Origin of the sequence: Paenibacillus sp. NPDC058367, from assembly GCF_042723305.1 — a bacterium.
GTDB lineage: Bacteria > Bacillota > Bacilli > Paenibacillales > Paenibacillaceae > Paenibacillus_AQ.
In genome coordinates this window covers 57,245-84,192 of the sequence record NZ_JBHXIZ010000003.1, presented here as the reverse complement: position 1 = coordinate 84,192, position 26,948 = coordinate 57,245, and the positions used below count along the sequence as shown (strand labels likewise).

Annotated in this window: 24 protein-coding genes; 17 read left to right on the top strand and 7 right to left on the bottom strand. The window is 43.9% G+C overall.

The window, feature by feature from the left end:
* Positions 1-5: 5 nt before the first annotated feature.
* The 3 genes from ACFWMP_RS17195 (at position 6) to mglC (ending at position 3,799) form a co-directional block, all read left to right on the top strand.
* Positions 6-1,082, top strand: a complete 1,077-nt coding sequence (locus tag ACFWMP_RS17195) for a galactose ABC transporter substrate-binding protein (RefSeq protein WP_283908245.1) — start codon at positions 6-8, stop codon at positions 1,080-1,082.
* Positions 1,083-1,227: 145 nt separating this feature from the next.
* Positions 1,228-2,739 (top strand): sugar ABC transporter ATP-binding protein, encoded by a 1,512-nt coding sequence (locus ACFWMP_RS17190; protein WP_042190063.1) that lies wholly within the window; start codon positions 1,228-1,230, stop codon positions 2,737-2,739.
* Between the two features lie 52 nt (positions 2,740-2,791).
* Positions 2,792-3,799: a galactose/methyl galactoside ABC transporter permease MglC gene (gene mglC, locus ACFWMP_RS17185; RefSeq protein ID WP_076284599.1), complete on the top strand. Its 1,008-nt coding sequence runs from the start codon at positions 2,792-2,794 to the stop codon at positions 3,797-3,799.
* Positions 3,800-3,997: 198 nt separating this feature from the next.
* On the opposite strand, the gene ACFWMP_RS17180 is transcribed toward mglC, so the two are convergent.
* From ACFWMP_RS17180 to ACFWMP_RS17170, 3 genes are all read right to left on the bottom strand, one after another.
* Positions 3,998-4,243, bottom strand: coding sequence for a hypothetical protein (locus ACFWMP_RS17180; RefSeq protein WP_379424351.1), 246 nt, complete (start codon positions 4,241-4,243; stop codon positions 3,998-4,000).
* 450 nt (positions 4,244-4,693) lie between these two features.
* Positions 4,694-5,014: a hypothetical protein gene (locus ACFWMP_RS17175; protein WP_379424350.1), complete on the bottom strand. Its 321-nt coding sequence runs from the start codon at positions 5,012-5,014 to the stop codon at positions 4,694-4,696.
* Positions 5,015-5,110: 96 nt separating this feature from the next.
* Positions 5,111-5,380 carry a hypothetical protein gene (locus ACFWMP_RS17170; RefSeq protein WP_379424349.1) on the bottom strand — a complete coding sequence of 90 codons (270 nt, stop codon included), beginning with the start codon at positions 5,378-5,380 and terminating at the stop codon, positions 5,111-5,113.
* A gap of 240 nt (positions 5,381-5,620) precedes the next feature.
* On the opposite strand from ACFWMP_RS17170, the gene ACFWMP_RS17165 reads away from it, so the two are divergent.
* From ACFWMP_RS17165 to ACFWMP_RS17130, 8 genes are all read left to right on the top strand, one after another.
* Entirely contained in the window at positions 5,621-7,585 is a 1,965-nt protein-coding gene (locus ACFWMP_RS17165) for a WG repeat-containing protein (protein ID WP_379424348.1), read from the top strand.
* 258 nt (positions 7,586-7,843) lie between these two features.
* Positions 7,844-8,611, top strand: coding sequence for a CAP domain-containing protein (locus tag ACFWMP_RS17160; RefSeq protein WP_379424347.1), 768 nt, complete (start codon positions 7,844-7,846; stop codon positions 8,609-8,611).
* A 246-nt stretch (positions 8,612-8,857) separates the two neighbouring features.
* Positions 8,858-9,694 (top strand): GDSL-type esterase/lipase family protein, encoded by an 837-nt coding sequence (locus ACFWMP_RS17155; protein ID WP_379424346.1) that lies wholly within the window; start codon positions 8,858-8,860, stop codon positions 9,692-9,694.
* Between the two features lie 108 nt (positions 9,695-9,802).
* Positions 9,803-10,783, top strand: a complete 981-nt coding sequence (locus ACFWMP_RS17150) for an ABC transporter ATP-binding protein (protein WP_339266113.1) — start codon at positions 9,803-9,805, stop codon at positions 10,781-10,783.
* On the top strand, positions 10,776-11,765 hold the full coding sequence (locus ACFWMP_RS17145) for an ABC transporter permease (RefSeq protein ID WP_042190048.1): 990 nt from the start codon (positions 10,776-10,778) through the stop codon (positions 11,763-11,765). The genes ACFWMP_RS17150 and ACFWMP_RS17145 overlap by 8 nt, the downstream gene beginning before the upstream one ends.
* Positions 11,766-11,933: 168 nt before the next feature.
* Positions 11,934-13,916, top strand: coding sequence for a DNA topoisomerase IV subunit B (parE, locus tag ACFWMP_RS17140; RefSeq protein ID WP_042190046.1), 1,983 nt, complete (start codon positions 11,934-11,936; stop codon positions 13,914-13,916).
* 254 nt (positions 13,917-14,170) lie between these two features.
* Positions 14,171-16,612, top strand: coding sequence for a DNA gyrase subunit A (gene gyrA / locus ACFWMP_RS17135; protein ID WP_379424345.1), 2,442 nt, complete (start codon positions 14,171-14,173; stop codon positions 16,610-16,612).
* A gap of 204 nt (positions 16,613-16,816) precedes the next feature.
* Positions 16,817-17,248, top strand: coding sequence for a MarR family winged helix-turn-helix transcriptional regulator (locus ACFWMP_RS17130; protein ID WP_042190041.1), 432 nt, complete (start codon positions 16,817-16,819; stop codon positions 17,246-17,248).
* 44 nt (positions 17,249-17,292) lie between these two features.
* Here ACFWMP_RS17130 and ACFWMP_RS17125 read toward each other — a convergent pair whose 3' ends face one another.
* Complete coding sequence (locus ACFWMP_RS17125) at positions 17,293-18,039, bottom strand: RluA family pseudouridine synthase (protein ID WP_231573316.1); 747 nt, start codon at positions 18,037-18,039, stop codon at positions 17,293-17,295.
* A 3-nt stretch (positions 18,040-18,042) separates the two neighbouring features.
* The gene (locus tag ACFWMP_RS17120) at positions 18,043-18,906 is read right to left on the bottom strand and encodes a class I SAM-dependent methyltransferase (protein ID WP_379424344.1); all 864 of its coding nucleotides are present in this window, start codon (positions 18,904-18,906) and stop codon (positions 18,043-18,045) included.
* A 228-nt stretch (positions 18,907-19,134) separates the two neighbouring features.
* On the opposite strand from ACFWMP_RS17120, the gene ACFWMP_RS17115 reads away from it, so the two are divergent.
* The 4 genes from ACFWMP_RS17115 to ACFWMP_RS17100 all read left to right on the top strand — a co-directional run bounded on the left by ACFWMP_RS17115 (position 19,135) and on the right by ACFWMP_RS17100 (position 21,856).
* Positions 19,135-19,995, top strand: coding sequence for a helix-turn-helix domain-containing protein (locus ACFWMP_RS17115; RefSeq protein ID WP_379424343.1), 861 nt, complete (start codon positions 19,135-19,137; stop codon positions 19,993-19,995).
* Positions 19,996-20,087: 92 nt separating this feature from the next.
* A complete protein-coding gene (locus ACFWMP_RS17110) occupies positions 20,088-20,453 on the top strand; it encodes a VOC family protein (protein ID WP_042190035.1) in 366 nt (121 codons plus the stop codon).
* A 169-nt stretch (positions 20,454-20,622) separates the two neighbouring features.
* Positions 20,623-21,075: a flavodoxin gene (locus ACFWMP_RS17105; RefSeq protein ID WP_042190032.1), complete on the top strand. Its 453-nt coding sequence runs from the start codon at positions 20,623-20,625 to the stop codon at positions 21,073-21,075.
* The gene (locus tag ACFWMP_RS17100) at positions 20,996-21,856 is read left to right on the top strand and encodes a hypothetical protein (RefSeq protein ID WP_379424342.1); all 861 of its coding nucleotides are present in this window, start codon (positions 20,996-20,998) and stop codon (positions 21,854-21,856) included. Before ACFWMP_RS17105 ends, ACFWMP_RS17100 begins: the two co-directional genes overlap by 80 nt.
* Positions 21,857-21,934: 78 nt before the next feature.
* Here the strand turns inward: ACFWMP_RS17100 and ACFWMP_RS17095 are convergent, their stop codons facing one another.
* Positions 21,935-22,780, bottom strand: a complete 846-nt coding sequence (locus ACFWMP_RS17095; protein ID WP_076284608.1) for a GNAT family N-acetyltransferase — start codon at positions 22,778-22,780, stop codon at positions 21,935-21,937.
* Positions 22,781-22,863: 83 nt separating this feature from the next.
* Positions 22,864-23,157, bottom strand: a complete 294-nt coding sequence (locus ACFWMP_RS17090) for a GNAT family N-acetyltransferase (RefSeq protein WP_379424341.1) — start codon at positions 23,155-23,157, stop codon at positions 22,864-22,866.
* Positions 23,158-24,042: 885 nt separating this feature from the next.
* Here ACFWMP_RS17090 and ACFWMP_RS17085 point away from each other — a divergent pair.
* Both ACFWMP_RS17085 and ACFWMP_RS17080 read left to right on the top strand, forming a co-directional pair.
* Positions 24,043-24,945, top strand: a complete 903-nt coding sequence (locus tag ACFWMP_RS17085) for an ArsR/SmtB family transcription factor (protein ID WP_339242620.1) — start codon at positions 24,043-24,045, stop codon at positions 24,943-24,945.
* Between the two features lie 234 nt (positions 24,946-25,179).
* Positions 25,180-26,928, top strand: coding sequence for an ABC transporter substrate-binding protein (locus ACFWMP_RS17080; RefSeq protein ID WP_379424340.1), 1,749 nt, complete (start codon positions 25,180-25,182; stop codon positions 26,926-26,928).
* The last annotated feature ends 20 nt before the right edge of the window (positions 26,929-26,948 follow it).

Genomic DNA, 26,948 nt, shown 5'->3' with positions numbered 1-26,948 from the left:
GAATAATGAAAAAAATCACTTCCGTTCTATTAGCTAGTGCTTTGCTGGGTGCTGCTCTGACAGGCTGTGGTGGCAACAACAAAACTACAGATAATGCTGCAGACAAGGCAACTAACGCTCCAAAGACTGAGAACTCGGGCACTACAACAGAAACGCCTAAAGTTGGGGTCGCCATTTACAAATTTGACGATACTTTTATGACAGGTGTTCGTAACGCTATCGATAGTGCGGCTAAAGGCATCGCTACAGTAGATATCGTAGATAGCCAAAATTCACAACCCACACAAAATGACAAGGTTGACTTATTCATCACTAAAAAATATAACGGGATGCTGATTAACCCAGTTGACCGTACAGCTGCTGGCGTCATTATCGAAAAAGCAAAAACAGCAAACATTCCAGTGGTATTCCTTAACCGCGAACCGCTTCCTGAAGATATGAAGAAATGGGATAAAGTTTATTATGTAGGTGCGAAAGCAGAAGAATCCGGTACAATGTCCGGCCAACTGATTGTTGACTACTGGAAAGCACATCCTGAAGCGGACAAGAACGGCGACGGAGTTCTCCAATATGTAATGCTGAAAGGTGAACCAGGCCACCAAGATGCTGAGCTTCGTACTACTTACTCTATTCAAGCTATCGAAGATGCAGGAATCAAGGTAGAGAAACTGGCTGAAGATACAGCAATGTGGGATCGCGTAAAAGGACAAGAAAAAATGGCTGCATTCCTTGGCTCCCACGGCGACAAAATTGAAGCTGTTCTTGCTAACAACGATGATATGGCCCTCGGTGCAATCGAAGCTCTGAAAGCTTCTGGCTACTTTACGGGTGACAAATTCATGCCGGTAGTAGGTGTGGATGCAACTGCTCCTGCGATTCAAGCGCTGGAAGATGGAACAATGCTCGGTACGGTGCTGAATGATGCGAACAACCAAGGTAAGGCTGCCATCACAGTTGCTGCTCTGCTTGCTAAAGGCGAAACGCCTTCGAAAGACAATGTAGGCTTTGATATCACTGACAACCAATACGTATGGATTTCCTACAAAAAGATTACGAAAGACAACATAGCTGACGCTAAGTAATTAACATCGGCTACAGAGTTACTCATGATCATATGACAGCACGGGGAGCGGATAACCGCTCCTCGGTATTTCTTTTAGGCAGGGAACAGGATGGAACCGCTGTGCCTCTCATAAAAAAGAAAAAAAGCGTAGGGGGCGTAACAACATGGAAAAAGCTGAGTTTTTGCTGGAAATGAACAACATTACTAAAGAATTCCCCGGCGTCAAAGCGCTGGATGATGTTAGTTTAAAGGTCAGACCGGGTTCGGTGCATGCCCTTATGGGCGAGAATGGTGCAGGTAAGTCCACACTTATGAAATGTCTTTTTGGTATTTATTCACCGGATGCCGGTGAGATCTTTTTGGATGGCGAGAAGGCTTCCATCAGCAGTTCAAATGATGCGTTAAAAAGTGGTATTTCGATGATTCACCAGGAGCTGCATCCCGTGCCGTTCCGAAGTGTTATGGAGAATATCTGGCTAGGACGTTTTCCAACGAAGGGAATCGGACCGATTCAGTTTATTGACCATAAGAAAATGTTCACTGACACGGAAAATTTGTTTAAAGATCTGGATATCGACCTGAATCCCGAAACATTAGTGGGTAAGCTTTCCGTATCCAAAATCCAATCCATTGAAATTGCGAAGGCTGTCTCTTTTCACTCCCGAGTTATTGTAATGGATGAACCCACTTCTTCCCTAACCAGTGTGGAGGTGGAACATTTATTCCGGATCATACGGGATCTCAGAAGTAGAGGCGTAGCTATTATCTATATATCTCACAAAATGGAAGAGATTCTTGCAATCTCTGACGAAGTTACTATTATGCGTGACGGTAAAAAAATCGGAACTTGGCCAGCGGCAGAATTAACTACAGATCTTATCATTTCCAAAATGGTGGGCCGAGAATTGACCAGCCGTTTCCCTGAACGCTTCAACGTACCTGGTGAAGTATACATGAAAGTGGAAGGCTTAACCTCTCCGGAGGAAAGATCTTTTAAAGATGTGTCTTTCGAATTAAGACGTGGAGAGGTCCTTGGTATTGGGGGGCTGGTAGGTGCCCAGAGAACTGAGGTAATTGAGGCGTTGTTCGGTCTGCGAGCCTTGAAATCCGGAACGATCTCTATTAAAGGCAAGGATGTTACTATTAATTCTCCGAAAGATGCTAAGAAACATGGAATGGCTTTGCTTACCGAAGAGCGTCGTGTAACAGGCATATTTCCAGTCTTGTCTGTTCATGAGAATGGTGCGATTGCTAATCTACATCGTTATCAAAAACCGTACTTCCTGCTGAATAGCAAGAAGAAAAAAGTTGAAGTCGATAAAATGATTGAAAAATTACGAACTAAAACACCTACAACCAAAACGCTAATCATGAATCTTTCTGGTGGTAATCAGCAAAAGGTCTTGCTTGCTAGATGGCTGCTTACTGAGCCCGAAATCCTGCTTCTGGACGAGCCGACCCGTGGTATCGACGTAGGGGCTAAATTCGAGATTTACTCCATAATTGCCGACTTGGCGCAGCAAGGGAAGAGTATCATTATGATCTCCTCTGAAATGCCGGAGCTGCTCGGAATGTCTGACCGTGTAATGGTCATGTCGGAAGGACGGCTTACAGGAATATTAGAAGGCGAGCAAGCTACGGAAACCGAAGTTATGCGTCTCGCTGCACAGCATTAAGGAGTACGGATAGGAGAATATGTTTGCGTAATTTTAAGGGGGATCACTACTAATGAACGTTAAAAAAGCTCAATCCTTTGTGACTCAAAACGCAATTTACATCGTGCTGGTACTGCTGATTATGGGGATCATCATATATGATCCAAACTTTATGTCCATCAACACCCTGCGTGACGTACTGATTCAGTCGTCTACACGCGTTATCATCGCACTTGGGGTTGCCTTTATCCTTATTACGGCAGGTACTGACTTGTCCGCTGGACGGGTGGTTGGTTTTACGGCGGTTATCTCCGCTTCGATGCTGCAAATCCCAGACTATTCCCGTCGGTTTTTTCCAGATCTTCCGCAAGTGGAAGTAATCCTTCCTATAGCAATTGCTATCATTGCTGGTCTTCTCTGTGGACTTATAAATGGTATTGTCGTTTCCAAGCTTCACGTTCCGCCATTTATCGCTACCCTGGGTACAATGCTCATCGTGTACGGGCTGAACTCCCTGTACTTTGATATGGACCCGAACCAATCCCAGCCGATTGGTGGTCTGCGTCCTGACTTCACCAAAATTGGTTCCGGCTTTATCGGAAGCGGTCAATATTCAATCCCTTATATCGTGCTGATAGCCCTGGCGGTCGCCGCCATTGTGTGGGTGGTATTCAATAAAACCAAGCTGGGTAAGAACATGTATGCGATTGGCGGAAATATGCAGGCAGCTAAAGTATCCGGTATCGATGTTTCCAAGAACCTGATTTACATCTATGCCATTGCTGGTGCGCTTTATGGTCTGGCAGGTGTTCTGGAAGCTGCTAGAACAGGTGGAGCAACTAATAACTACGGTAACATGTATGAGCTTGATGCCATTGCAGCTTGTGTTGTTGGTGGTGTATCTACAACCGGGGGTATCGGTACTGTGCCGGGTGTTCTAGTGGGGGTTATCATCTTTACTCTCATTAACTACGGTCTGACCTTTATCGGTATTAGCCCGTACTATCAGTTGATTATCAAAGGTTTGATTATTATAGCCGCTGTCGCATTTGATATGCGGAAGTACTCTTCGAAGAAGTAGCAGCGTGGTCGCGTGGTGATTAAGGGCTAACTCCGGGGAATATTGGGCTTACGATCGCTGTTGTTCTCAGATTCCTTGATTGATACCGCGTTAGCGGTTGGAATCTGAGAACAAAGGCGACCACTTCGTTTCTACAGCTCCAAAATTCCCCTCCGTTATCCTTATCACCTCGCTGGGGTAGGGCAGAAGAAGCGTTTGCTAGTTATCGCAAACGCTTTTTGGCATGCCTTTTTCGATGGCTTCGCTTCGAAAAAGTAGCAGGTAAAAACAAACAACTAACACTGTCACAACTAAATCTGCCACAACCAAAACTGTTATAACTAAAACTGCCGCAAAAACACTGATACAACTAACACCGTCACAACCAACATTGCTACATCCAATACCGCTACAACAACACTGCTGCAACAACACTGCTGCAACTAACACCGTCACAACCAACATCACTATACCCAATACTGCTACAACAACATCGTGCCAACACCTTCGTGCGAACACCTTCGCCTACTGCCGCCAGTAATCCTATAGCGACTTAGCCACGTCTAAGACCAACTTATATTACATGCAGAAACTTCACTTGTTTTTGTTTGAAATGTGGCAAATGAACGGTAAAAATCCCGTAGAATCAGCTGAAATGAGCTACAGGTGGCAAATGAACGGTAAAAATCCCTTAGAATCGACGAAAATGAGCTAAAAGTGGCAAAAGAATGGTAAAAATCCCGTAGAATCGACGAAAACGAGCTACAAGTGGTAAAAGAACGGTAATAATCCCGTAGAATCGCCTGAATTGAGCTACAGGTGGTAAAAGAACGGTAATAATCCCGTAGAATCGGCTGAATTGAGCTGCAGGTGGTAAAAGAACGGTAATAATCCTGTAGAATCGGCGGAGTTGAGTTATTTGAAGCGGATGCATGAAGAAACAAGGGTATAAATGCCCCAGAAATAGCGGAAAAGAGCCATAGTGGAAGAATAAGGGGTATAAATACCCCAGAAATAGCGGAAAAGAGCCATAGTGGAAGAATAAGGGGTATAAATACCCCAGAAATAGCGGAAAAGAGCCAAAGTGGAAGAAACAAGGGCATAAATACCCCAGAAATAACGGAAAAGCGCCAAAGTGGAAGAAAAAAGGGCATAAATACCCCCGAAATAGCGGAAAAGAGCCAAAGTGGAAGAATAAGGGGCATAAATACCCCCGAAATAGCGGAAAAGAGCCATAGTGGAAGAATTAGGGGTATAAATGCCCCAGAAATACCGAAACGAGCTACTTTGGAAGAACAGGAGGTGTAACTGCCTTGAATCGATAGAAACGAGCTACATAGTGAGATAGTGTTGACGAAACACGCTGATAGCAGCGGAGAGAACGGAATGATTGCGTACAAGCAGTAGCGTTCGCCTTTGTTTCCGAATTTCATCCGAAACTGAGGTGCAAATCAAGAAATTTGGAGACAGCAGCGATGGGAGTAACATTCCGTTCGTGGAGCGACTGCTCAGCACATACCGCATCATCACATCCATCGCACTTCCGTGCTCACTCAACACATCTCGCACAAAATCAAACCCACCCACATACTTACTCTGCACATCCTACGTTACTCCTCGCTCCAGGCGTGCTCCATCCCAGTCCCTCCGCCCGTTAGTGTCCGCTCACGCAAGCCCCGCCTCACCACTTGCACAGCTTTCAGTCTCGCCGTCACGTTCTCCCTCACGCAACACCTATTACACACCCTAACCCTTCTCCCACACCTCAAAGATCAAAATCACATAAACCAACATTCTCCCATATTCTATAGGCAAATGCCTTTGTTAAAGGGGAGCGACTCGATGTTAAGGATTAGATTGAATGAGCTGGGGAAAGGGAATGACAATGGTCCATTGCAAGCGGATGTATGGAGATGGGACGGCATTGGCTGGAACGAATATATTACGCAGCAAGAAGAAGATTTCATACGCACAGAAGAGGAACTGTTCGTTACGATCCCGGCAGAGGCGGGATTATATCGTGTAGACTACTCTAATAAACCTTATGAGACGCCGTATGTATTACCGGAGTGGGTGGACGACGAATTAAGGAATACTGGGCTACATCCGGCGCCTTTTAATCTTAAAGAGGGTATGCTCTGGGGATATATTAACGACGAAGGTCGTGCTCAGATTGAACCTAGATACGAATATGCTGAGGATTTTCAGAAGAACGGGCTAGCAATTGTACAACGAAAAAACAGTAGCGGACTGATCGACAGCTCTGGAAGGGAGCGGGTAAAGCCCATTTACTCGTTCATTGCCCCTTTTTCGGAAGGACGCGCAGTAGTATCAGATGCGAAAGGGTACACATTTATCGATGAAAAAGGTAAAGAGGTGACTCCAGCCCGTTATGATTATCTAAACTCATTGCATGAGGGACTTGCATTATTTTCGAAACAAAATACAACGGGTGGTCCATCACTATATGGGTATGTAGATGCGCAAGGCAAAGAGGTTTTGCCTGCAATATATGTGGACGCCAATGATTTCATGAATGGTGTGGCTTTAGTCAAGATTAAAGAGGGGGAGTACGCACTCATTGATCCTGAAGGGAAGGTTCTCTATACGTACAATCATCCATTCGTAGGGAGTCCGGGTGATGGGCTGCTCTCCTATCAAGCGACTGAGAACGGTAAGTACGGCTATTTAAACACGGATGGAACAGTAGCTATTCAGCCACAATTTACTTCTGCCTTACCTTTCTCTGAGGGTCGTGCAGTGGTGAATACCGCTGAGAACTATGGCAACGCCTACGGGCTGATTGATAAACAAGGAAAAATGATCATCCCCGCGAAATATTATGAAGTCCTGCAGCTTGGTGAAGGCAGAGCAGCTATAGGAACACCAATATTCCCTAGTCAACCTTATCGAGGCTCACGTTACATTATCGCTGATGCAGAGACAGGAGCAATTCTGAGCAATCATACCTTGCTTGGTGTGAATAATTATCAGGACGGACTGGCATCTGTATATGATGCTAAGGAGACTTTTTTTATAGATCGAACTGGAAAAAGAGCAGCTCAGCCTCCAGTTATTCAAGGGACGGGAACACTTACCCTCAGTGGACGCTTAATTAGAGCAGATATAGATCAACGTACAGCATATTATGATCGTCAAGGGAAGCAGATTTGGAGGCAAAATGGAGTCATCCCACTGAGACCTCCATATTCCGTAGTCGAGAAGAAGTACAAACCGAACAGGGATTATCTGGTTTACTATCCGGTTGTTGAAGGAATTGCAAGCGCGGAAGTTTCTAGAGAGGTTAATGATAAATTACGGAAGCTTTCACTAGTCGAAGACCCAGGTAGTAATGGAGCAACACAGGATTTCAGTTATAATGGTGATTTTTCAGTGTCCTTTTTCCGCAAAAACCTTCTAGTGCTGGAGTTAACGGGATACCGTTATCCTTTTGGAGCAGCCCACGGCATGCCTACCAAAATCTATACACATACTAACGTACGTAACGGAAGGTTCTATAAGCTAGGTGATTTGTTCAAGCCAGGAAGTAGATACGTGGAGAAGCTCAGTAAAATCGTAGGTAAGCAGATTGAGAATGATCCTGAGTACTCCTATGTTTTTCCGGATACGTATAAAGGAATTACCTCAGATCAGCCTTTCTTTGTAGATAATGAAGCGTTATATCTTTATTTCGCACCTTATGAGATTGCTCCTTATTCTGCGGGTTTTCCTACTTTCCGTATTCCTTATGCAGAAATTATGGGACTTATCTCTACTGAGGGAGAATTTTGGCAGTCGTTTCACTAGTTACTTTTTATCTTTTAGCACATAGAAGTTGCTATTCTCTCGAGAATGGCGACTTTTTTTGCTTTTTAACGCCAATATCGAATGCAATTCATGCTCAGGAAACTTACAATCAAGACTAGTAAATGTTAAAAATTAGAAGAGCACAGCTGATAGATTTATGCTACAATGACTGAGGAACAAATTACAACTTTGTAACATTTGTAGCTGGTCACTCTAAGCAGAAACATATAGTACACACAAGAAAGAGGAGATGGCAGAATGAAGAACAAGAGATTAAGAGCAATTATTGGTGGTAGTGTAGCAGCTGTTATGGCACTTAGTATTTCTCTTCCACTCGAAGCGAATGCGGCCTCAACTGAGGTAACAGTAATTAAATCAGGTACTAGCTATGAGCAGGTTTTACAATATTTAAAACAAGCTAACCTACAGGGACTCCCTATTTTTAATAGCACAATCGTGGTAACCAAGCCTCAAACAGGAACGGTTCCAAATAAAGATACATCTACCGGAACTCCGGTTACTAAGCCTTCGGATACAACTACTGTAACTAAGCCTGTAACTAAGCCTTCGGATACGACTACTGTAACTAAACCTGTAACTAAACCTGTAACTAAACCTACAGAAACTACACCTACTACAGGTGCTGCGAGCAATAAAGGAACTTATGTTCAACAGATCGTAACGCTGGTAAATAAAGAGCGTGCAGCAGCTGGTTTGAAGCCTGTTTCTGGGTTGGACAGCCTTCATAAAGTAGCAGCTACAAAAGCTACGGATATGCGTACTAATAACTATTTTTCACATACTTCACCTACGTATGGCTCACCATTCGATATGATGAAATCCTTTGGTATCACTTATAACGCTGCAGGCGAGAACATCGCAATGGGTCAAAAAACACCAGAAGAAGTAATGAAAGCATGGATGAATAGTCCTGGTCACAAGGCTAATATTTTGAATGCTAACTTCAATTATATTGGTGTAGGGTATGACAATAACTATTGGGTTCAAGAATTTATTGGTAAATAATTAAAAAAAATTGCTGGAATCAAACGTTCTCCGATGAAAATCGGGGAACGTTTTTTTGTACCAAAACTTTAATCGCTAAATTTTTTGAGAATTTTCGTATTCAGATTCGGGTTAAATAAGCGGATTAGCTGGATTTATTTCTATTTTAGACATTTGCAAAACCGGTATGGAAGATTTATGTTTATGTACATAGTTAAGATCTTTGTAAAATGTGGAACAATACATAATAGAACGGCACACGGAGGGATGGCTTTGAATGATTCAAAGTGGACATGGCGCACGGTCAGCCTGATTTCCATAGTAACAACAATAATTCTAATTGTAGGTTTAGTTTATGCGGTCAGAGACATCATCTATCCGGTTGGAGAAGCGTCAGGGACCAACTTACCTCAGCAAACAGCTGCTCCAGTGACGGAGACGGTTAAGAAGCTCAAAGTTGTTGCTCTCGGAGATTCGCTAGCCAAGGGAACTGGTGATAACACCGGAGAAGGATTTGTTAAGCGTACGGTTAGTGGTTTATCCGCTAAAGGTGTCGAAGTTGATTTACTGGGTAATATGGGAATTAATGGTTTAACAACTGCAGGACTGCAAAGCAAGCTGGATGAAGATGGTATAGATTACGCGCTGCATATGGCGAATGTCATTCTGCTCTCGATCGGAGGGAATGATTTATTCAAGGACTCCAATATTTTGCAGAATAGTGGCGCACTTCAAAGTGAATCCACGACTGATCAAGAGCTGACTCCAGAGTCTTTGCTAGCAGCCCTTCCGGTAGCAGTAGAAAGATTAGGTAAGATTCTGGAGAAAATCACGGAAATCAATCCAAACGCTCAAATTTATTATATGGGGTTATACAATCCCTTTGGTGATATACCAGATCTACTTGTACCAGGTAATCAGGCGGTTGCGAAGTGGAATAATGCGGCAATGGATATTATTAATAAGCACAGCAATATGACATTGGTTCCAACCTTCGACTTGTTTAACAAGCATTTGGACAAATATTTATCAACGGATCATTTTCATCCGAATGGGGATGGCTATCAACGAATTGGAGAGCGATTCATTCAGGCTATACACTAGAACAGAAGTGAGAGCCAGCTTTCTAAGAATGATGAATTGTATTAGATAAAATATCCTTTGAGCAAGTACTAGCCGAGGAAATGACAGTAACAAGGAGCTAAGGAGAATATGACAAAAGCGAACAGTGGAGAATCCAGCCCGGTCGTCTTGTCTGTAGACGGGGTACGGAAAAAAATAGGGCGAAAGTGGATTATAGATGATGTTACGTTTGATGTGAGAGAAGGAGAAATTTTCGGCTTCCTCGGACCCAATGGAGCTGGGAAGACAACTACGATTCGAATGCTTGTCGATTTGATTCGTCCAAGCGAGGGCAAGATTACGGTATGTGGTTACAATGTGAACCGAAATCCGGAAAAAGCGTTGCAATTTGTCGGCTCTATCGTTGAGAATCCTGAGGTATATACCTATTTGACGGGATGGGAGAATTTACAGCATTTTGCCCGAATGCAGCCAGGTATAGATAATGCACGTATTAGTGAAGTCGTAGATATCGTTCGGTTGGATCAACGAATCCATGATAAGGTAAGTACATATTCGCTTGGGATGAGACAACGACTTGGTATAGCGCAGGCTCTTCTGGGACGTCCGCGTCTGCTTATTCTGGACGAGCCTACAAATGGCTTAGATCCAAAGGGAATTAAGGAGCTGCGAGAATTTATACGCAAACTAGCAGATGAGGGTTTAGCGGTATTTGTATCGAGTCATTTACTTAGTGAAATCCAGCTTCTCTGTGACCGTGTTGCGATTATTAGTAAAGGGCGAGTACTTGCAGTGGGTGGGGTTGAAGAGCTGATCGCTCGAAATTCTCCTTATGTACTTTGGGAGCTGGAGCCTTTTGCTTTAGCTAAGGGATTACTGGCTGATCGCCCAGATATTCAGATTCAGAATCTGGAAGACGTTAGCTTGGATGATTCAATAATTGCTGGTATGGGCCCGAATTCTTTAATCACAATTATGGAGCAGGATTTGATCCCCGAGATTGTGGCTGTTATGGTGACTGCTGAAATCGAAGTTAGGGCTGTGCATAAAATCAATCCGACACTGGAACAGCTATTCTTGAAACTAACGGAGGGTGAGAACGTTGAATAATATGCTTCCGCTAATCCGTAATGAATGTTTAAAAATCATTAAAAAGAAACGGTTTTATGTTATACTGCTGATTCTGATTGTACTGGTGCCTATGTTCACCTACGCTCAAATGCGCTCAGCTGAGCGTAGCCGAGATAAATTCAACTCCGATTGGCGCCTGGAGATCCAGCAGCAGATCATTGATAATCAAAATTCTTTGGGTAGCGACCGAATTCCAGAGGAATGGAAGACTTATCGGCGAATATTTGTACAGCAGCTTCAGTACTACCTTCACCATGATGTGAATCCGAACGAGCCAAGTGGCGTTACCTTTACCCGTGAGTTTATGGATAATTCCGTTACTTTATTTATTCCGCTGCTCATTATGGCGGTAGCCTCGGATTTAGTTTCTGCGGAGCGAACTACAGGGACGATCAAAATGCTGCTGACAAGGCCAGTTAAGCGTTGGAAAGTTTTGTTTAGCAAATTAGCGGCTCTGCTTATGTTTGTCTCGCTTATTGTGCTCTCCACCTTTGTGATCAGCTACCTTATCTCTGGTCTTGCTTTTGGATATAAGGGCTTTAATATCCCTGTCTTTACAGGCTTTAAGATCAGTGGAGACTCGGTGGATATGTCTACTGTGCATGCAGTACCACAATGGAAATATATGCTTATGCAAGGTGGATTGGTCTGGTTCGTAAGTGTCGTAGTTGCCCTGCTTGCTTTTATGATCTCTGTACTTGTAAGGAGCACTGCTGCTAGTATAGTGGTCATGATGGCAGCGCTGATCGCTGGAAATATTCTGACTAATATGGCCTCAGCCTGGACAACAGCGAAATATTTATTTATGGTAAATCTTGGACTGACCGGTTATTTGTCAGGAACTCCCGCACCCATAGAGGGGATGTCCTTGTCATTTTCCATGGCTGTACTGGCTGTATGGGGGGCTGCTTCGGTGATCATTTCATTCGCCGTCTTTACGAAAAGGGATATTTTGAATTAGAATGTACAAAGTGACGAAAACGTTTGTTTGCATTTCTAGAGATATAAGAAAGTATAAGTTTTGCACTTATACTGTATGTCTTATATTTCTCGCTTAAAGGCTTACCGTCTTTATAAGGACGCCGAAGGCGTTAATGCTTGAGTATAGAGAAAAGAAGGAGGAGCATGAATGCTCGAACAGATCGATATGTTTGCTGAAGTTTCTAATAACGGCGAGAATAGCCGTACTGGATACGATGCTGACGACATTCAAGTGCTCGAAGGTCTGGTTGCAGTACGCAAACGACCTGGCATGTATATCGGCAGTACAAGTTCTTCGGGACTACATCATCTAGTATGGGAAATTGTAGATAATGCTGTGGATGAGCATTTAGCCAAGTATTGTACGAAGATTGACTTACTGCTTCGCAAAGATGGCTCAGTAACGGTGACGGACAACGGTCGTGGGATTCCAACTGGAATGCATAAGACAGGAGTGCCAACGCCGCAAGTTGTATTTACAATTTTGCATGCAGGCGGTAAATTCGGTGGATCTGGTTACAAGAAATCAGGCGGTTTGCATGGCGTAGGGGCTTCAGTAACGAATGCTTTGTCTGAATGGCTTGAAGTAGAGATTTATCGTGAAGGCAAAATCCATCGTCAACGTTTTGAATATTGGGTGGACAAGAAGGGGAAAGAGCATGTTGGCGAACCTGTAACGGGCCTTGAAATTCTGGGCAACACCAACAAAACCGGTTCGAAAATTACTTTTAAACCGGATATTCGCGTCTTTCCAAATGGAATTGCCCTGAATTATGATACGCTGGCAGAGCGAGTACAGGAGATTGCCTTTCTGAATTCCGGTCTGCGTATTACGCTGCATGATGAGCGGAGCAATCGTCAGGACGAGTTCTTTTACGAGGGTGGAGCAAGCCAATTCGTACAGTTCTTGAATGAGGGCAAGGATGTTCTACATGATGTTATTCACTTCAGCGCTGAAAAGGACGATATCGAAGTGGAAGTAGCCCTTCAGTACAATGGAGGCTATACAGAAACCTTGGCTTCCTTCGTTAACTCCATTCCTACTCGTAGCGGCGGTACTCATGAGACAGGCTTTAAGACCGCGTATACTCGTGTGTTGAATGATTATGCACGACGTACACAGTTGCTTAAAGAAAAGGATAAGAATTTAGAAGGAAATGATTTGCGCGAAGGTATGATGGCTGTCATTAGTGTCAAAATGTCCGAGGTTGAATTTGTTGGACAGACGAAGGATCAGCTTGGTAGTGCTTCTGCTCGTAGTGCAGTAGACTATATCGTATCTGAGAATATGGCTCGTTTCCTGGAAGAAAACCCACAGGTAGCACAGAGCCTTCTGAAAAAATCAATTCAGGCCTCGAAGGCTCGGGAAGCGGCTCGCAAAGCCCGCGATGAGATCCGTACAGGTAAGAAACGTAGCGAGAGCTCGAATCTTGGCGGAAAATTATCACCTGCGCAGTCTAAGGACGTTACACGAACTGAGCTGTTTATCGTAGAAGGTGATTCAGCTGGTGGCTCAGCGAAGCAAGGCCGTGATTCAAAGATTCAGGCGATCCTGCCGCTAAAAGGGAAACCGATGAATCCGGAAAAAGCCAAGCTGCTGGATATCCTGAAGAACGATGAATATAAAGCGATCATTTCCACGATTGGTGCAGGAATTGGTCCGGATTTTACCGTCGAAGACAGCAATTATTCCAAAATTATCATTATGACCGATGCGGATACAGATGGAGCGCATATTCAGGTGCTGCTGCTGACATTTTTCTATCGTTATATGAAGCCGTTAATAGATGCCGGAAAGGTTTTTATTGCTCAGCCTCCGCTTTATAAGCTGACCCGCAAAACGGGCAAGCTGGAAACCGTAAGGTATGCATGGAGTGATGAAGAACTGCAAAATTACTTAAAGGAATTCGGCAAAAACTTCGAGCTTCAGCGTTATAAAGGATTGGGTGAGATGAACCCTGATCAGCTGTGGGAAACAACGATGAATCCAGAATCGCGTACACTGCTTCAGGTGCAGATTGAGGATGCTGCTAAGGCTGAGCGTCGTGTTTCTACACTGATGGGTGATAAAGTCGATCCACGTAAACGCTGGATTGTTGAAAATGTCGATTTCACTGAAATTGTAGAGTAGTTGCAGTTAGTAGTGCTGCAAGTGACGAATACTTCCACTGTTTTTAATTTTTTGGTGATAGGCAAACGGAGTGGCGGAATCGTTCTGGAGGAGCGTTAGCGTTCGCCTTTGTTTCCGGATTTTATCTGCTAACAGCGGTATAATCAAAAAATCTGGAAACAACAGCGACCGGAAGAATGATCCGCAAAGCGAAGTGAAAGAATATCACCAATCTTTAAGAAAGTGGACAGATTGAGGAACAGAAGGTGAGCCAAGTGAGTAGTTTATCAGAACAATTTTTGCCGGCTTTTCTGGAAGAGGTCGTCGGTGACCGCTTTGGTCGGTATTCCAAATATATTATTCAGGACCGGGCGATTCCCGATGTCCGCGATGGACTTAAGCCTGTACAACGCCGTATTCTTTATGCGATGTACGATTCTGGCAACACGCCTGACAAGCCGTACCGCAAGTCGGCCAAAACCGTCGGGGATGTAATGGGTAATTACCATCCACATGGTGACTCCTCGATTTACGACGGTATGGTTCGTATGGCACAGCCATGGAAGATGGGGCATGTTCTCGTTGACGGTCATGGCAACTGGGGCTCGATGGACGATGACCCAGCTGCGGCAATGCGTTATACAGAAGCACGCTTATCTCCGATTGCAATGGAGATGATGCGTGATATCGAGAAGCGGACGGTGCTGTTTAAGGACAACTTTGACAATACAGCCAAAGAGCCTGTGGTTGTTCCTTCCCGGTATCCGAATCTACTCGTAAACGGCACGAGCGGGATTTCCGCAGGCTTTGCCACTGAGATTCCGCCACATAACCTACGTGAGGTTATTGATGCTTGTATCGCAGTGATGCAGAAGCCGGATATTGAACTTGAAGATATCATGACCTTTATGAAAGGTCCGGATTTCCCTACAGGCGGCACTATTATGGGCGGAGACGGCATCATGGATGCTTACCGCACTGGTAAAGGCCGTATTTATTTACGCTCCAAGACTGAGATTGAAAATATGCGTGGCGGCAAGCAACAAATCGTGATTACGGAAGTTCCATTCCAGATTGTAAAATCACGACTAGTTACCTCCATGGAGAATATTCGATTAGAGAAGAAAATCGATGGCATTGCTGAAGTTCGTGATGAGAGTGGACGAGAAGGACTTCGGATTGTGGTTGAACTCAAGAAAGAAGCGGATGCCCAAGGCGTTTTGGCGTATCTGCTCAAAAAAACCGATCTACAAATCACCTATAATTTCAATATGGTGGCGATTGTCAACAAGGCTCCGCAACAGCTTGGTCTTAAAGCCATCCTGGAGGCTTATATTGCGCATCAGCGTGAAGTAGTGACTCATCGCACCCAATTTGATCTGGAACGCGCAGAAGACCGTGCTCATGTCTTAGAGGGCTTGGTTAAGGCGCTGAATATTCTGGATGAGGTCATCGCTGCCATCAAAGCATCGAAGAACCGTCAGGATGCTCAGAACAATCTCGTGTGGATGTTCGGGTTCAGTGAACGTCAAGCGGATTCTATTCTTACCTTACAATTGTATCGTCTGACGAATTTGGAGATTACTTCACTCCAAAAAGAATTGGATGAAATGATGGCAAAGATTACACATCTGCGTGGCATTTTGGAAAGTGACAAGAAGCTCGTAGCTGTAATCCGTAAGGAATTGCTGGAGATCCGCGACAAATACGGGATCGATCGCCGTTCGCTGATCCAAGGCGAAGTTGAGGAGCTTAAGGTTAGCCTTGAAGCGCTGGTCAACGCAGAGGATGTGCTAGTAGCACTTTCCGCAGACGGTTATATTAAGCGTACAAGTATGCTTTCCTTTACTCGCTCTGGTGGGGAACGTCATACATCAGGCGTTAAAGAAGGCGATCATATCGTTAAGCTGCTCGATGTGAATACCCGTGACAGTCTGCTGGTATTTACGCGCAAGGGGCAGTACTTCTTACTTCCGGTTCACCAGATTCCAGAGTTTAAATGGAAAGAACCAGGTACTGCGATTGTTAACGTTATCGGATTGTCTAAAGGGGATGGAATCATTAGCGTGATTCCGGTCAATAATCTTGATGATCCGCAGCAAAGCCTCGTGTTTATCACCCGCAGAGGTCAGGTTAAGCGTACAGAGCTCAAGGAATACTCTACAAGCCGCTCTGGAGCCGTAGCAGCCTGTAAGGTAGCAGACGGTGATGAGATCATTACAGTGGCTACTAGTACGAATGACAAGGATATTGTACTCGTGACTCGTGAAGGAATGAGTATTAGATTCCATGAGAATGAAGTTAATCCTATGGGCCGTGTTGCATCCGGTGTAAGAGGCATTCAGCTTCGTGAGGGCGATGAGGTGATTTCTTGCTTCTGGGTCAGTGAAGATGAAGGTGAGATCCTTTCTATCTCCGATATCGGATATGCGAAACGTTCATTACTAGTGGATTATCCATCTCAAAGCCGCGGTGGCAAAGGGATGCCAACCTTTGAATTTAAGGAAGGCAAGCGAGTACGACCAAATGGCAGTAAATTGGCAGGGGCTTTCTATTGCAGAGAACCGTTGGAACTTAATGCAATTACACGGGAGAATGCACATCATACATTCTCTTCTGAATCTGCACCACTTGGAGAGCGTCGTTCTACAGGCAAACAGATTGTTCCTGTGGAGAAAAAGGATGAGATTGTTAATCTTTTCCTGGCAGTTAAGTAAAATAAACTAGTAATAAACAGATTTGTTAAAATAACTTATCAAGGTGCTTAGTCAATTCTTCTTGAGAACTGACTAAGTGCCTTTTTTTAATTTTCCCGCTTATCAGTTTAGAAGATTTATTTTTCTTCTTTTGCAGGAAATGGAATTTGTTTCGCGAAAATGTAGTTATACCGGATAGAACCGCAAGGAAAGGAAGGAATCAGTGTGCACGCTTCTGAATTCAGTAAAATTTGGCATAAAATTTTAAAAGATTACAAACTACATATGGACAGTAATCTTGCCCCATCGCTAACGGATGCCCAACTCACAGTACTTGAACTGCTTCAAGAACGTGATGCCATGAAGCCTTCTGATCTGGCTCCACATCTGGCGACCAGTCCTGCAGCGGTTACTATGTTACTTGATCGGATGGAGAAAAATGGGCTTATCATTCGGGAGAGAGATGCTGCGGATCGCCGTATTGTATGGGTGAGTATAACGGAAATTGGAACGCAGGAGACTGCACGTGGTTTGAAGATCCGCAGTGATTTTTTTGCAGAAGCGCTTGATCCGATATCCTCTCATAACCAACAGCTACTACTCTATTTAATGGGCAAAATGGTTGTTACAACTGCACCGGAAGGTTCTACACCATGAATATATACAACAACACTTTATTTCAAAAAAAAGAAGGCCATCCATTAACGGATAGCCTTCTTTTGTAATTCCTTGGACCATAAATCCCAAGGATGGGTTTGCGGAGGCAGGGAAATAAGTTCTACTTCTTCTTTAGTAACAGGGTGGGGAAAACCTACAAGTGCAGACCACAGTGCAATTTGCTGTCCAGGTCTGTTCACCGAAGCTCCATACTTCTGATCACCGTATAAGGGGCAGCCGATGGAGCTAAGCTGCACTCGAATTTGATGTGAACGACCGGTAAGTAAATCGATCTTGAGCAGGCTGTAACCCTCAGCGCTGCCAAGTACTGTGTAATCCAGAATGGCTTCCTTACCGCCGGGTGTTCCTTTCCGGACTACAGTGACGGTATTGCTCTTGGCGTCTTTAAGCAGCGTATCGGTAAGACGGCCATGAGATGCTGGTGGTTTTCCGTGCACGACCGTTAAGTACACCTTATGAAAGCTGTGAGTTCTGACACACTCGGATAGTCTTGAGGCTGCTTTTGATGTCTTGGCAAAGATCATTGCACCCCCAACCGGACGATCCAGGCGGTGGACTAGCCCCATATAGACGTTGCCAGGCTTGTTAAAGCGTTCCTTCACATCTTCTTTGAGCAGGTTGAGCAGATCAGGATCTCCAGTAGCATCCTCCTGAACAGGAATATTCACGGGCTTCACTATGCCTAGAAGATGATTATCTTCGTATAACACTTCAAAGCGCTTCGACATTCCGTCCAGCGGCTCGTTGCTGCCAGATAAATGCTGTGTCATGGCTTACGCCTCCCAGCGTCCCAGAATACCGCATGGCAGGTTCATGCCGGAGTAAGTGATCGGAAGACCGATTTCACCGGAGGTGAGCTTCCCGCCATAACGTTTACCCATGGTCATCGACAACATATTACGTAGGACAGTTGGAGAAATCCCAGTGGTGTATGAATTGATTAGCATAAACAAAGGTTTGTCGCTCATTATTTGCATACAGCTCTCAAGGAAAGGATATAAGCTGGATTCCAGCTTCCACATTTCTCCGCCAGGTCCTCTTCCATAGGAAGGCGGGTCCATTATAATCGCATCATACTTACTACCACGACGTTGTTCACGTTGTACGAATTTGAATACGTCATCCGTGATGTAGCGAACTGGACGCTCGCCCAGACCGGACAGCTGGACATTTTCTTTTGCCCATTGCACCATTCCTTTGGCTGCATCCACGTGAACAACAGAAGCGCCGGCACTTGCGGCGGCTACAGTAGCTCCACCAGTGTAAGCAAATAGATTCAGTACTGAGATCGGACGGTTAGCAGCCGCAATCTTGTCCATCATCCAGCTCCAGTTGGCCGCTTGTTCAGGGAATAACCCTGTATGCTTAAAATTTGTAGGACGTAAATGGAATTTTAATTTTCCGTAACTAATTTTCCAATCATCCGGAATTGTTTTTTTCATTTCCCATTGTCCACCACCGGCTGAGGAACGGTGATAATGACCGTGTACATCACGCCATTTCGCTGTCTCATTGGAGAGTGGCCAAATAATTTGTGGATCCGGACGGCGCAGGATAATGTCACCCCAACGTTCAAGCTTCTCTCCACCGCCAGTGTCAATTACTTCATAGTCTTTCCAGTCGCTAGCTATATACATTTTTTAATCCATCCTTCAAAAATTCATTTAGCCTTTATTGTACATCATTTCACCATATAGCTACAAACAAAATACGCACAAGCTCAATACTCTACTTATTTTATCCAATGAAGATTATGTGTATAATATTTCCATTCTCACAGCTATTATTCTGGTAGATCAAGCAATGATTGTGTATGATCAGATATCAGAGTCTTTACAATATTTATGATCGGAGAATAGCAGCTTATGTTCAATCTTGCGCCTCTATATTTCCCGATAACTGCAAATCCAGCACAAACTAGTGAATTTCTACCCAGTCAAGCTTTGCAGCCATATATTCGCTGTTTCTGGGGGTCTGTTACACCGCGTATTCCTACAGAGGCATCCGTTCACGTAGTGGACAAGGCATCTGGTTACGAACCTCGAATGGAAACAATTATTCCAGATACATGCATGGACATTATTTGGAATCTGAATGAGTTGACAGGCTTAACAACTACCGTTTTTTCCGGTATCAATGATGCTCCTTTTGAAGTCCCTTCAGACAGAGGGGAAGGTATGATCTCAACCTTTGGTATCCGATTTCATTTCTGGGCCGTTCATTTTTTTGCAGATGACCATCTCCGGGATGTCTTGAATGCATTTGTAGATGTGGACCAATACTTTTGTACTTTTAAAAAAGAGCTAGGATTTCTGCTGGAACAAGCAAATTCTATGAATGAAAGGATAGTGGCAGCTGAGGCTTATCTTTTTCAGCGTCTTGAGCATGGTGGACGGACTAATGATCGGATGATGAATGCAATTTATACCCTAATTAAACAAAAGGGTGTGGTAACAGCTGAGGATTTGGAAACCAGCTCTAATCTAAGCCGACGCCAACTTGAAAGACTTTTTCAAGAATACATAGGTGTATCACCTAAAAAAACAGCTGACCTTGTACGATTTCAGAATGTATGGCGGGAAATGTATCAACTGCCTGTGCAGACGAAGAATATGCAGGATCTTATTTTTACGTATGGATTCAGCCACCAGCCTCATTTTATAAACAGTTTCAAGAAATATGCAGGAAGAACACCACTTGAGGCTTTAGTCTATGCGGGCAGATAAATGTCGCAATTTTGCAATACAAAGGGTGCTAGCCTTGTTAAACTCAAGTAAGAAATGGGCACTATGATGATGAGAATGAAAGGGGACAAATTATGATTTCGTCTTTTGAAGGTACTAACATCTACACTAAGGATACTGCTGCGTTGGCTGCATTTTATTCGGAGGTGCTAGGGATTCCAATTCCGTTCGAAGGCTACGGCAATTTTGATGGCGCAAAGATTGGATTCGACAAGAAGCAGCCTGGAATCATCATTTGGGATGAGACGAAATGGGAAAAGCTCACGACTGGCTTTGTTAATTTAGTATTCAGCTGTGATAATCTCGATGAGACGTACGAGCAGTTAAAGGCTAAGGGACTGGATTGTCAGCCACCGGTTACGATGGCGTATGGCGGGAAAGAAATGAATTTCCGCGATCCAGATGGTAATCACATTACCTTGCTCGAAGGAGCATACTAAATAATTTTGAACAAAAAAGGGATTGAACGCAAACATCAACCGTGTGAATAAACGGGAGTTTGCGTTTTTTTTATTTTATTCATTTGACAATGATAATCATTATCAAATAGAATGAGGGTGAAGCACACATCATTTAAATTTTATGTTTAGTAATGGGAGGAACAGAAAGATGACTAAAGTGCTAGTGGCATACGCCAGTCTAACTGGAAACACTGAGGAAATGGCTGAATTGATTGTAGAGGGAATACGCCAAGCAGGCGGTGAAGCCGTTTTGAAATCGGTCACTGAATGTAACGCGGTTGAGATAAATTCATATGAAGGCGTTCTGTTAGGAGCATACACTTGGGGAGATGGTGAGCTACCTGATGAAGCTCTTGATTTCTATGAGGAGATGGATGAGCTTGATTTGACCGCTATGAAATCAGCAGTTTTTGGCAGTGGAGACACAGGTTACGCGATTTATTGTGGAGCCGTGGACTTATTCGTGGAGAAGTTAAAGGAACGTGGAGCTGTGATATTACAGGATAGTCTTAAGATTGAATATGGCCCGAACGCTGCTGAAAAAGAAGCTTGCCGTCAATTCGGTCGTCAATTTATCGAAGCTTGTATGGTGGCATCATAGGATGGGCGGGCCAGCGGGAAGTTGGATGAAGAAACAAGTGAATTTACATACGCCTCCATATAAACGACTGCATGATTATCGAGTGGAGCACATTATGCTTGGAGGGGCCGAGAATTTATCAAGCGGAGCTCCAGCGACCGGGCTCCCACGCTGGCGCCAGCAGGTTCAATATGCTGTAGGGCATACACTTAACGACTTTTATAGTTTGCTGCCTGAAGTTCGAAGGGAGACACCGATACAATTTCTGTTAGAGCGTCGTTGGCCACCTAGGGGGGATGCTTTTCCTTCATTACTGCAATATTGGGATATCAAGACGAGTATAGCGGATGAACTAATGCGTATCGTTTCGACCAATCATTTACTGGAAATTCCGGTAATGCTATACGAGCAGTGGTATGTGCCAGTCCCGGAGATGAGCTTGGAGCTTTCGATGATTACTCAATTAGCTTGGAATTCTACTCAGAATGGTCGAAGCCTGAACATTCAGAAATTTATGGTGAATGGCAATGAGGATACTATTGCGGGCTTTTTGCATATGACAAACGTCTTTTGTTATGCGGCTTACGGTGAACCTGCGGAGACCGTGGAAATCTACTCCTTGCTAGACGGTCGTAAATACTCTTACAAGGGAAATGCAGTCCCGTATAAGGAGTCTTTGGATTATGTTCGATTGTTATCTGTATTTCTGGAGCAGGAAGTGCACGCTGATGGCTCATTAAACTGTAGCGACCGTAGAAATGATAGAGGCGAAGCTAATGTTGGAGGCTTTGGGCTCATGTGATTACTCCTAATAATAAAATAAGGCCTCCTGCTCTACAGGCGAGAACGCCCATTAGACAGGAGGCTTTAATTCTATGGATTAGCCGATATAACGGTAATAATCCTGTTTATTCTGAATGATAAAGCCACAGCTTTCATATAGCTTAAGCGCATTGGGATTATCTAGAGCGACCTCGAGATTAATTCCATTATAGTTTTTACGTTCTCGTTCGATCGTTTGAAGAAGTGCACTTCGTCCAATGCCTAGCCCACGTAGCTTCTTGCTGACAGTAAATCCATAAATCCAGGTTTCATTATCTTCGGTCCACAGCCGCATTTTACCAACAGGTTGTCCGTCCATTTCGATCATAATATGTTCTTGCAGGCCTTCCTGTTTCTGCAGGTCATAGAGTTCGGCAGCATCTTCAGTCTTTATGTCAAAGCCTCCACAATCCAGCTCAACGAGAATTGGGGCTTCGTCTTCACGAGCAGGGCGTAAGATCACAGTCCCTGTGGCTGAGCTTGCTTCAGAAGAAGCAACCGAATTTCCGCCCCATTTCATTTGGTATTCCGCGTGATTAAACTCTAGTGGTAGCGTTTGAAGGAATGCTACACCAGATGATGAGGCAGCAGGAGCGTTTAGAAGTAGGGTATCAACATTGCCTCGTTTGATAATAGTTTGCGCTCGGTTCCACAGTGAGGTGAAGATGCCCCGTCGGCGGTAGCCTGGTCGAACCATGCCACAGACCTCCATATCGCTTCCGAATCCATAAAGTCCTAAGAAGCCGACGAGTAAATCATCTTCATATGTCACGAGCCATTCCGTATCTCCTACGCTTGATGGCTGGCGAAGCATATCCCAATTCAATTTCAGTGAAATTCCATCATATTGCTCACAGCGTTCTTGTAATTCTTCTATATTTCTCAAAGTATCAGTAGTAGTCAAACCCGTTTCCTCCTAAAGTGTATTTGAACTAAGTGTATTAGTTCGAATAGGTTAATAAAGCTTCACGGAAACGGGAACGGAGATCAGTCTCGCTCGCCTGTGTTCCCGCTCAGCACGTCCTTATACTCCGGATGCTTCTCAAATTGATGAGCTGCATAGGAGCACACAGGAACAATTTTTAAATTTTCATTTCGAGCCTTATCTACAACAGCCCGTACAAGTTCTTCACCGGTACCTTGACCGCGCAGTTCCTCAGAGACACGAGTGTGGTCAATGACCATTTCCCCAGCATCTTTATCCAAACTGTATGTGATCTCGGCAAGGTCCTTACCGTCATTCGCAACAAAAAAACGTCCTGTTCCAGTTTGAATTTGCATCTTATGGCTTCACTCCTAAATTGTTATTGCCTATATTTTACTACCACGATTTGCAAAAAGCGAGGAACGAAGCAGATTGATTGCTCGCCTTGGACGTTTGATGGCTTTCCATAGATGGATTTATCGAGGAAGTTAGGATTATTGGTGTGAATGATGCGCTCATGTTACTCAAGGCAGTTGCTTTGTAATGTTTGTTCTGCAAGTAGTCTGGCTTTGCGGAATGGGGACAGGAGGCAGACGTGATCGAGTGAATTTTGGCGAGCCGAGAAGGTGGGAGGACTGGAATTTCTGGACAAGCTGGTGTGCTGGATACGCAAGCCGGCCCAGACATTCCTGGCACTCTAACGCAGGAATATCCAGGACAGCCGGACTCATGGGAATTCTTGAGACCTCAGCGTGCCAAAAACTCCTGTTATCATAATCATCCACTGGAGCTTTCGGACTCAGATGACGTTATTAGCAAATTTTTAGCCGTTTGAGTAAAGTTTCGGACTCCATTGCAGCTATTCCTTAGGAAAAAGCATAAATTAGGCGATTTCTATGCCAATAGCGCCTATGGAGTCCGATAGAACCCCAAATTGGGGGGAATACTGCTTATAAGGTCCACTATGCCCGATAGCAACTTCGTACGGGGACGTGTTCACCGTTGAAATCGCACTTTAATGTCCTGCTGCATATGAGTAGCAATTCCCTTGCTTAGACTCTCGCAATCTCAAAATCAAAGAGAGATGCAAATAAATTCTGCATTCAAACAGTAGTCAAGCAGCAGTCAATGAATTTTTATACACTCCCGTTTATAAAGTAGCTTGCGTATTCTCAGGATAATACAATAAGATTAAGAGAATATCTCACTACTGAAAAGAACCGCTAGCAGGAGGAATCATTGTGGAATACAAAGTTGAGGTTGAATTTGGATCGATTTATGAGTTATTGAATAGCTTACATACTTATCTCTGCAAAAAATCCTATAAGAAGATTGACCTAGGGGTAGCGTGGGTTACTGAAATTGAAAGCACCCTAAGTGAGGAACTATTATCCCGTCTGAAGGAAACTGAACTAAACAATGAATGGAAAATGTTGAATCTGCTCATTTACTGTTGTCCATTCAAGGATGATGTAGACAGTGTGCTGAACTGGATTGAAGGGTTAACAGTTGGCGAGTTATATGAGACCTTATCAAAATATGTAATGGTATTTCCAAGCCATATGGAGGATTACCGTAATCGCGTAGTATTTTTACTCTCCGAATGGAACCGCCAGTACTTTAGTCAATGCAATCCTGCGATTCTAAGCAAATTACAGCAGCATACGGATTTGAAGAACATGGAGCTTAATGCACTGGAAACTGCTGATTTTGTGAACAAAACGACCAACGGATTCTATTTCATGCCTACGGATGGGCTTAAGAAGCTTGTATTAATTCCACAGTATCATTTTCAGCCTGCTAATATCATCTATTGCTACGGTGAATTAACAATCTGTCATTATGCGGCCTGGATTTCGATGGAGAACGAGGAGATTTCACCTTTTATGTATAGAGCCATTCGTAGTCTGGGTGAAAAAAGCCGTCTGAAAATTCTCCAAGCTCTTAGCGGTGGTCGCAAAACATTCACCGAAATTGTTAAGCATGCGGGAATCTCGAAGGGGATTGTTCACGATCATATTTTTAATCTTCGTTGTGCGGGTTTGCTTCATGCCTATATTGAAGGGGAGAATGTCACCGGATATAGTCTACGCCTGGAAGGCATTCATCGGATGAATGAGCAGCTATTCGATTATTTGAAATAATCATTTCACAAAAAAATATAGCGATCTAAAAGTCAGAATTCTCTTATACAGAGAGGGTTTTGGCTTTTTTTATGTGTCTTAATTTTCTTGTGATTCTGTTTATAGAGAATTTTTTTAAAGTTCTCTCTTTACAGAACTCGAAATCCTTTCTATAATGAACATCAGAAGTTATTCATACTTAACAGGTAGGAATTATAGTTATTATTCTATTAGAGAGAAAAGGGAGATAGGTACATGAGAAAAAATGCGATTGTAATCACTTCATTACTGCTTACGGGTTCACTGTTACTTTCTGCTTGCGCTAACAACAGTAATAACGAATCCTCGTCTGGTAACAACGCGGCTGCAAAGTCCAATTCAACCAATGTGGAAGCAACAACTCCGGCAGAGACTGTTCCTGCGGGTGCGCTAAGCGAGCCTTTTACCGCAACCGATTTGTCCAAACTTCCAGCAGTTGCACAGAAACGTACAGACACCATTATCGTAGGGTTAACGGACCCAAGCGGAGCTTTTACTCCGTATTTTCAGCAAAGTGGTTATGATGGCAATGTATCTTCACTGCTATACGCTTCTCTCGTAACTGTAGACGATAAAGGCGTTCCAACACCGGAGCTTGCAGAGAGCTGGGATGTTTCGGATGATCAGCTTACATACACGTTCCACTTGAGAAAAGATCTAAAATTCAGCGACGGTTCACCATTGACAGCAGATGACGTGGCTTTTACTTGGACGATCCAATACGACAAATCGTATGACGGTAGCTCCCAGCTTCCATCACTAAATGTTAAAGGCGGCAAAGCCTATAAAGATGGTTCTGCTACAGCAATAGAAGGGATAAAAGTGATTGATCCACAGACGGTCTCAGTGACGCTTGAGCAACCAAACGCAACAGCGCTGGTACAGCTCGGCTCGAATGTTCTGTCGAAAGCTTACTATGGCAAGGACTATAAATTTGGAGATCTTGAATACATCAAGAAGCTGCATGAGAAGCCACTTGGAGATGGACCTTACAAGCTGGAGAAATTTATTCCGGGGCAAGAAGTACGTTTTGTGGCGAATGAGAATTATTTCAAAGGTAAACCCAAAACGGAACATTTCATTTATAAAACTACGGAAGGCGATGTATGGCAGTTCGTAGAAACAGGTGAGGTAGACTACGCTTCTTTTAGTGCGACAGACGAGAATATCGAGAAGCTGAAGGCGCTCGGTTTTGTGAATATTATTCCTTACACTCCAAGTACCTATGGTTATTTGCAAGTCAATCTGAAGCATGAACAGCTCAAGGATAAGCTTGTACGTCAAGCCATTGTGTACGGTCTGGATCGTCAGAGTATTTATGTAGATGCAGCGCAGGGTGCAGGCTCAATTGCCAACATCCCGGCATCCCCTATCTCTTGGTCTTATACGGAGGAAGGCATTAATCCTTACAAATATGATCCGGAAAAAGCAAAACAATTGCTGGATGAAGCAGGCTGGACAGTAGGCGCGGGTGGTATCCGTGAAAAAGATGGCAAACCGCTTACCATTCACTACCTCGGCTCTAAGAGCAAAAATACAGATATTTTCATTGCTGTAGCTAAAGAGAATTTTGAAGCACTGGGTATCGATTTCCAGCCTGAGGTTTTTGCAGACTTTAACTCTTTGGTATCTAAGGTAGAAGGCGGGGACTACGATCTCGTATCCTTCTCCACTAGTATGTTGACTGATCCGGCTGACGGGTTTATGCAATTTTTCGATGGAGAAATCACGGATTATGACAATCCGAAATTCCTGGAGCTATACAATAAAGCCTTAGCTACTACTGATATTGAAGCACGCAAAGCGGTATACAAAGAGCTGTATCAGCTCTTCAATGATGAACTGCCTATTATTTTCACAAGTTACAAAAAGACTGTATACGCCTATAACGGACGTATTGAGAATCTATCAGTCAGCCCGTTCATCGGTCTTGCTGGCAGTCTGCCAACTTGGAGCCTGAAATAAATAATCCAGTGTCCCCTGCT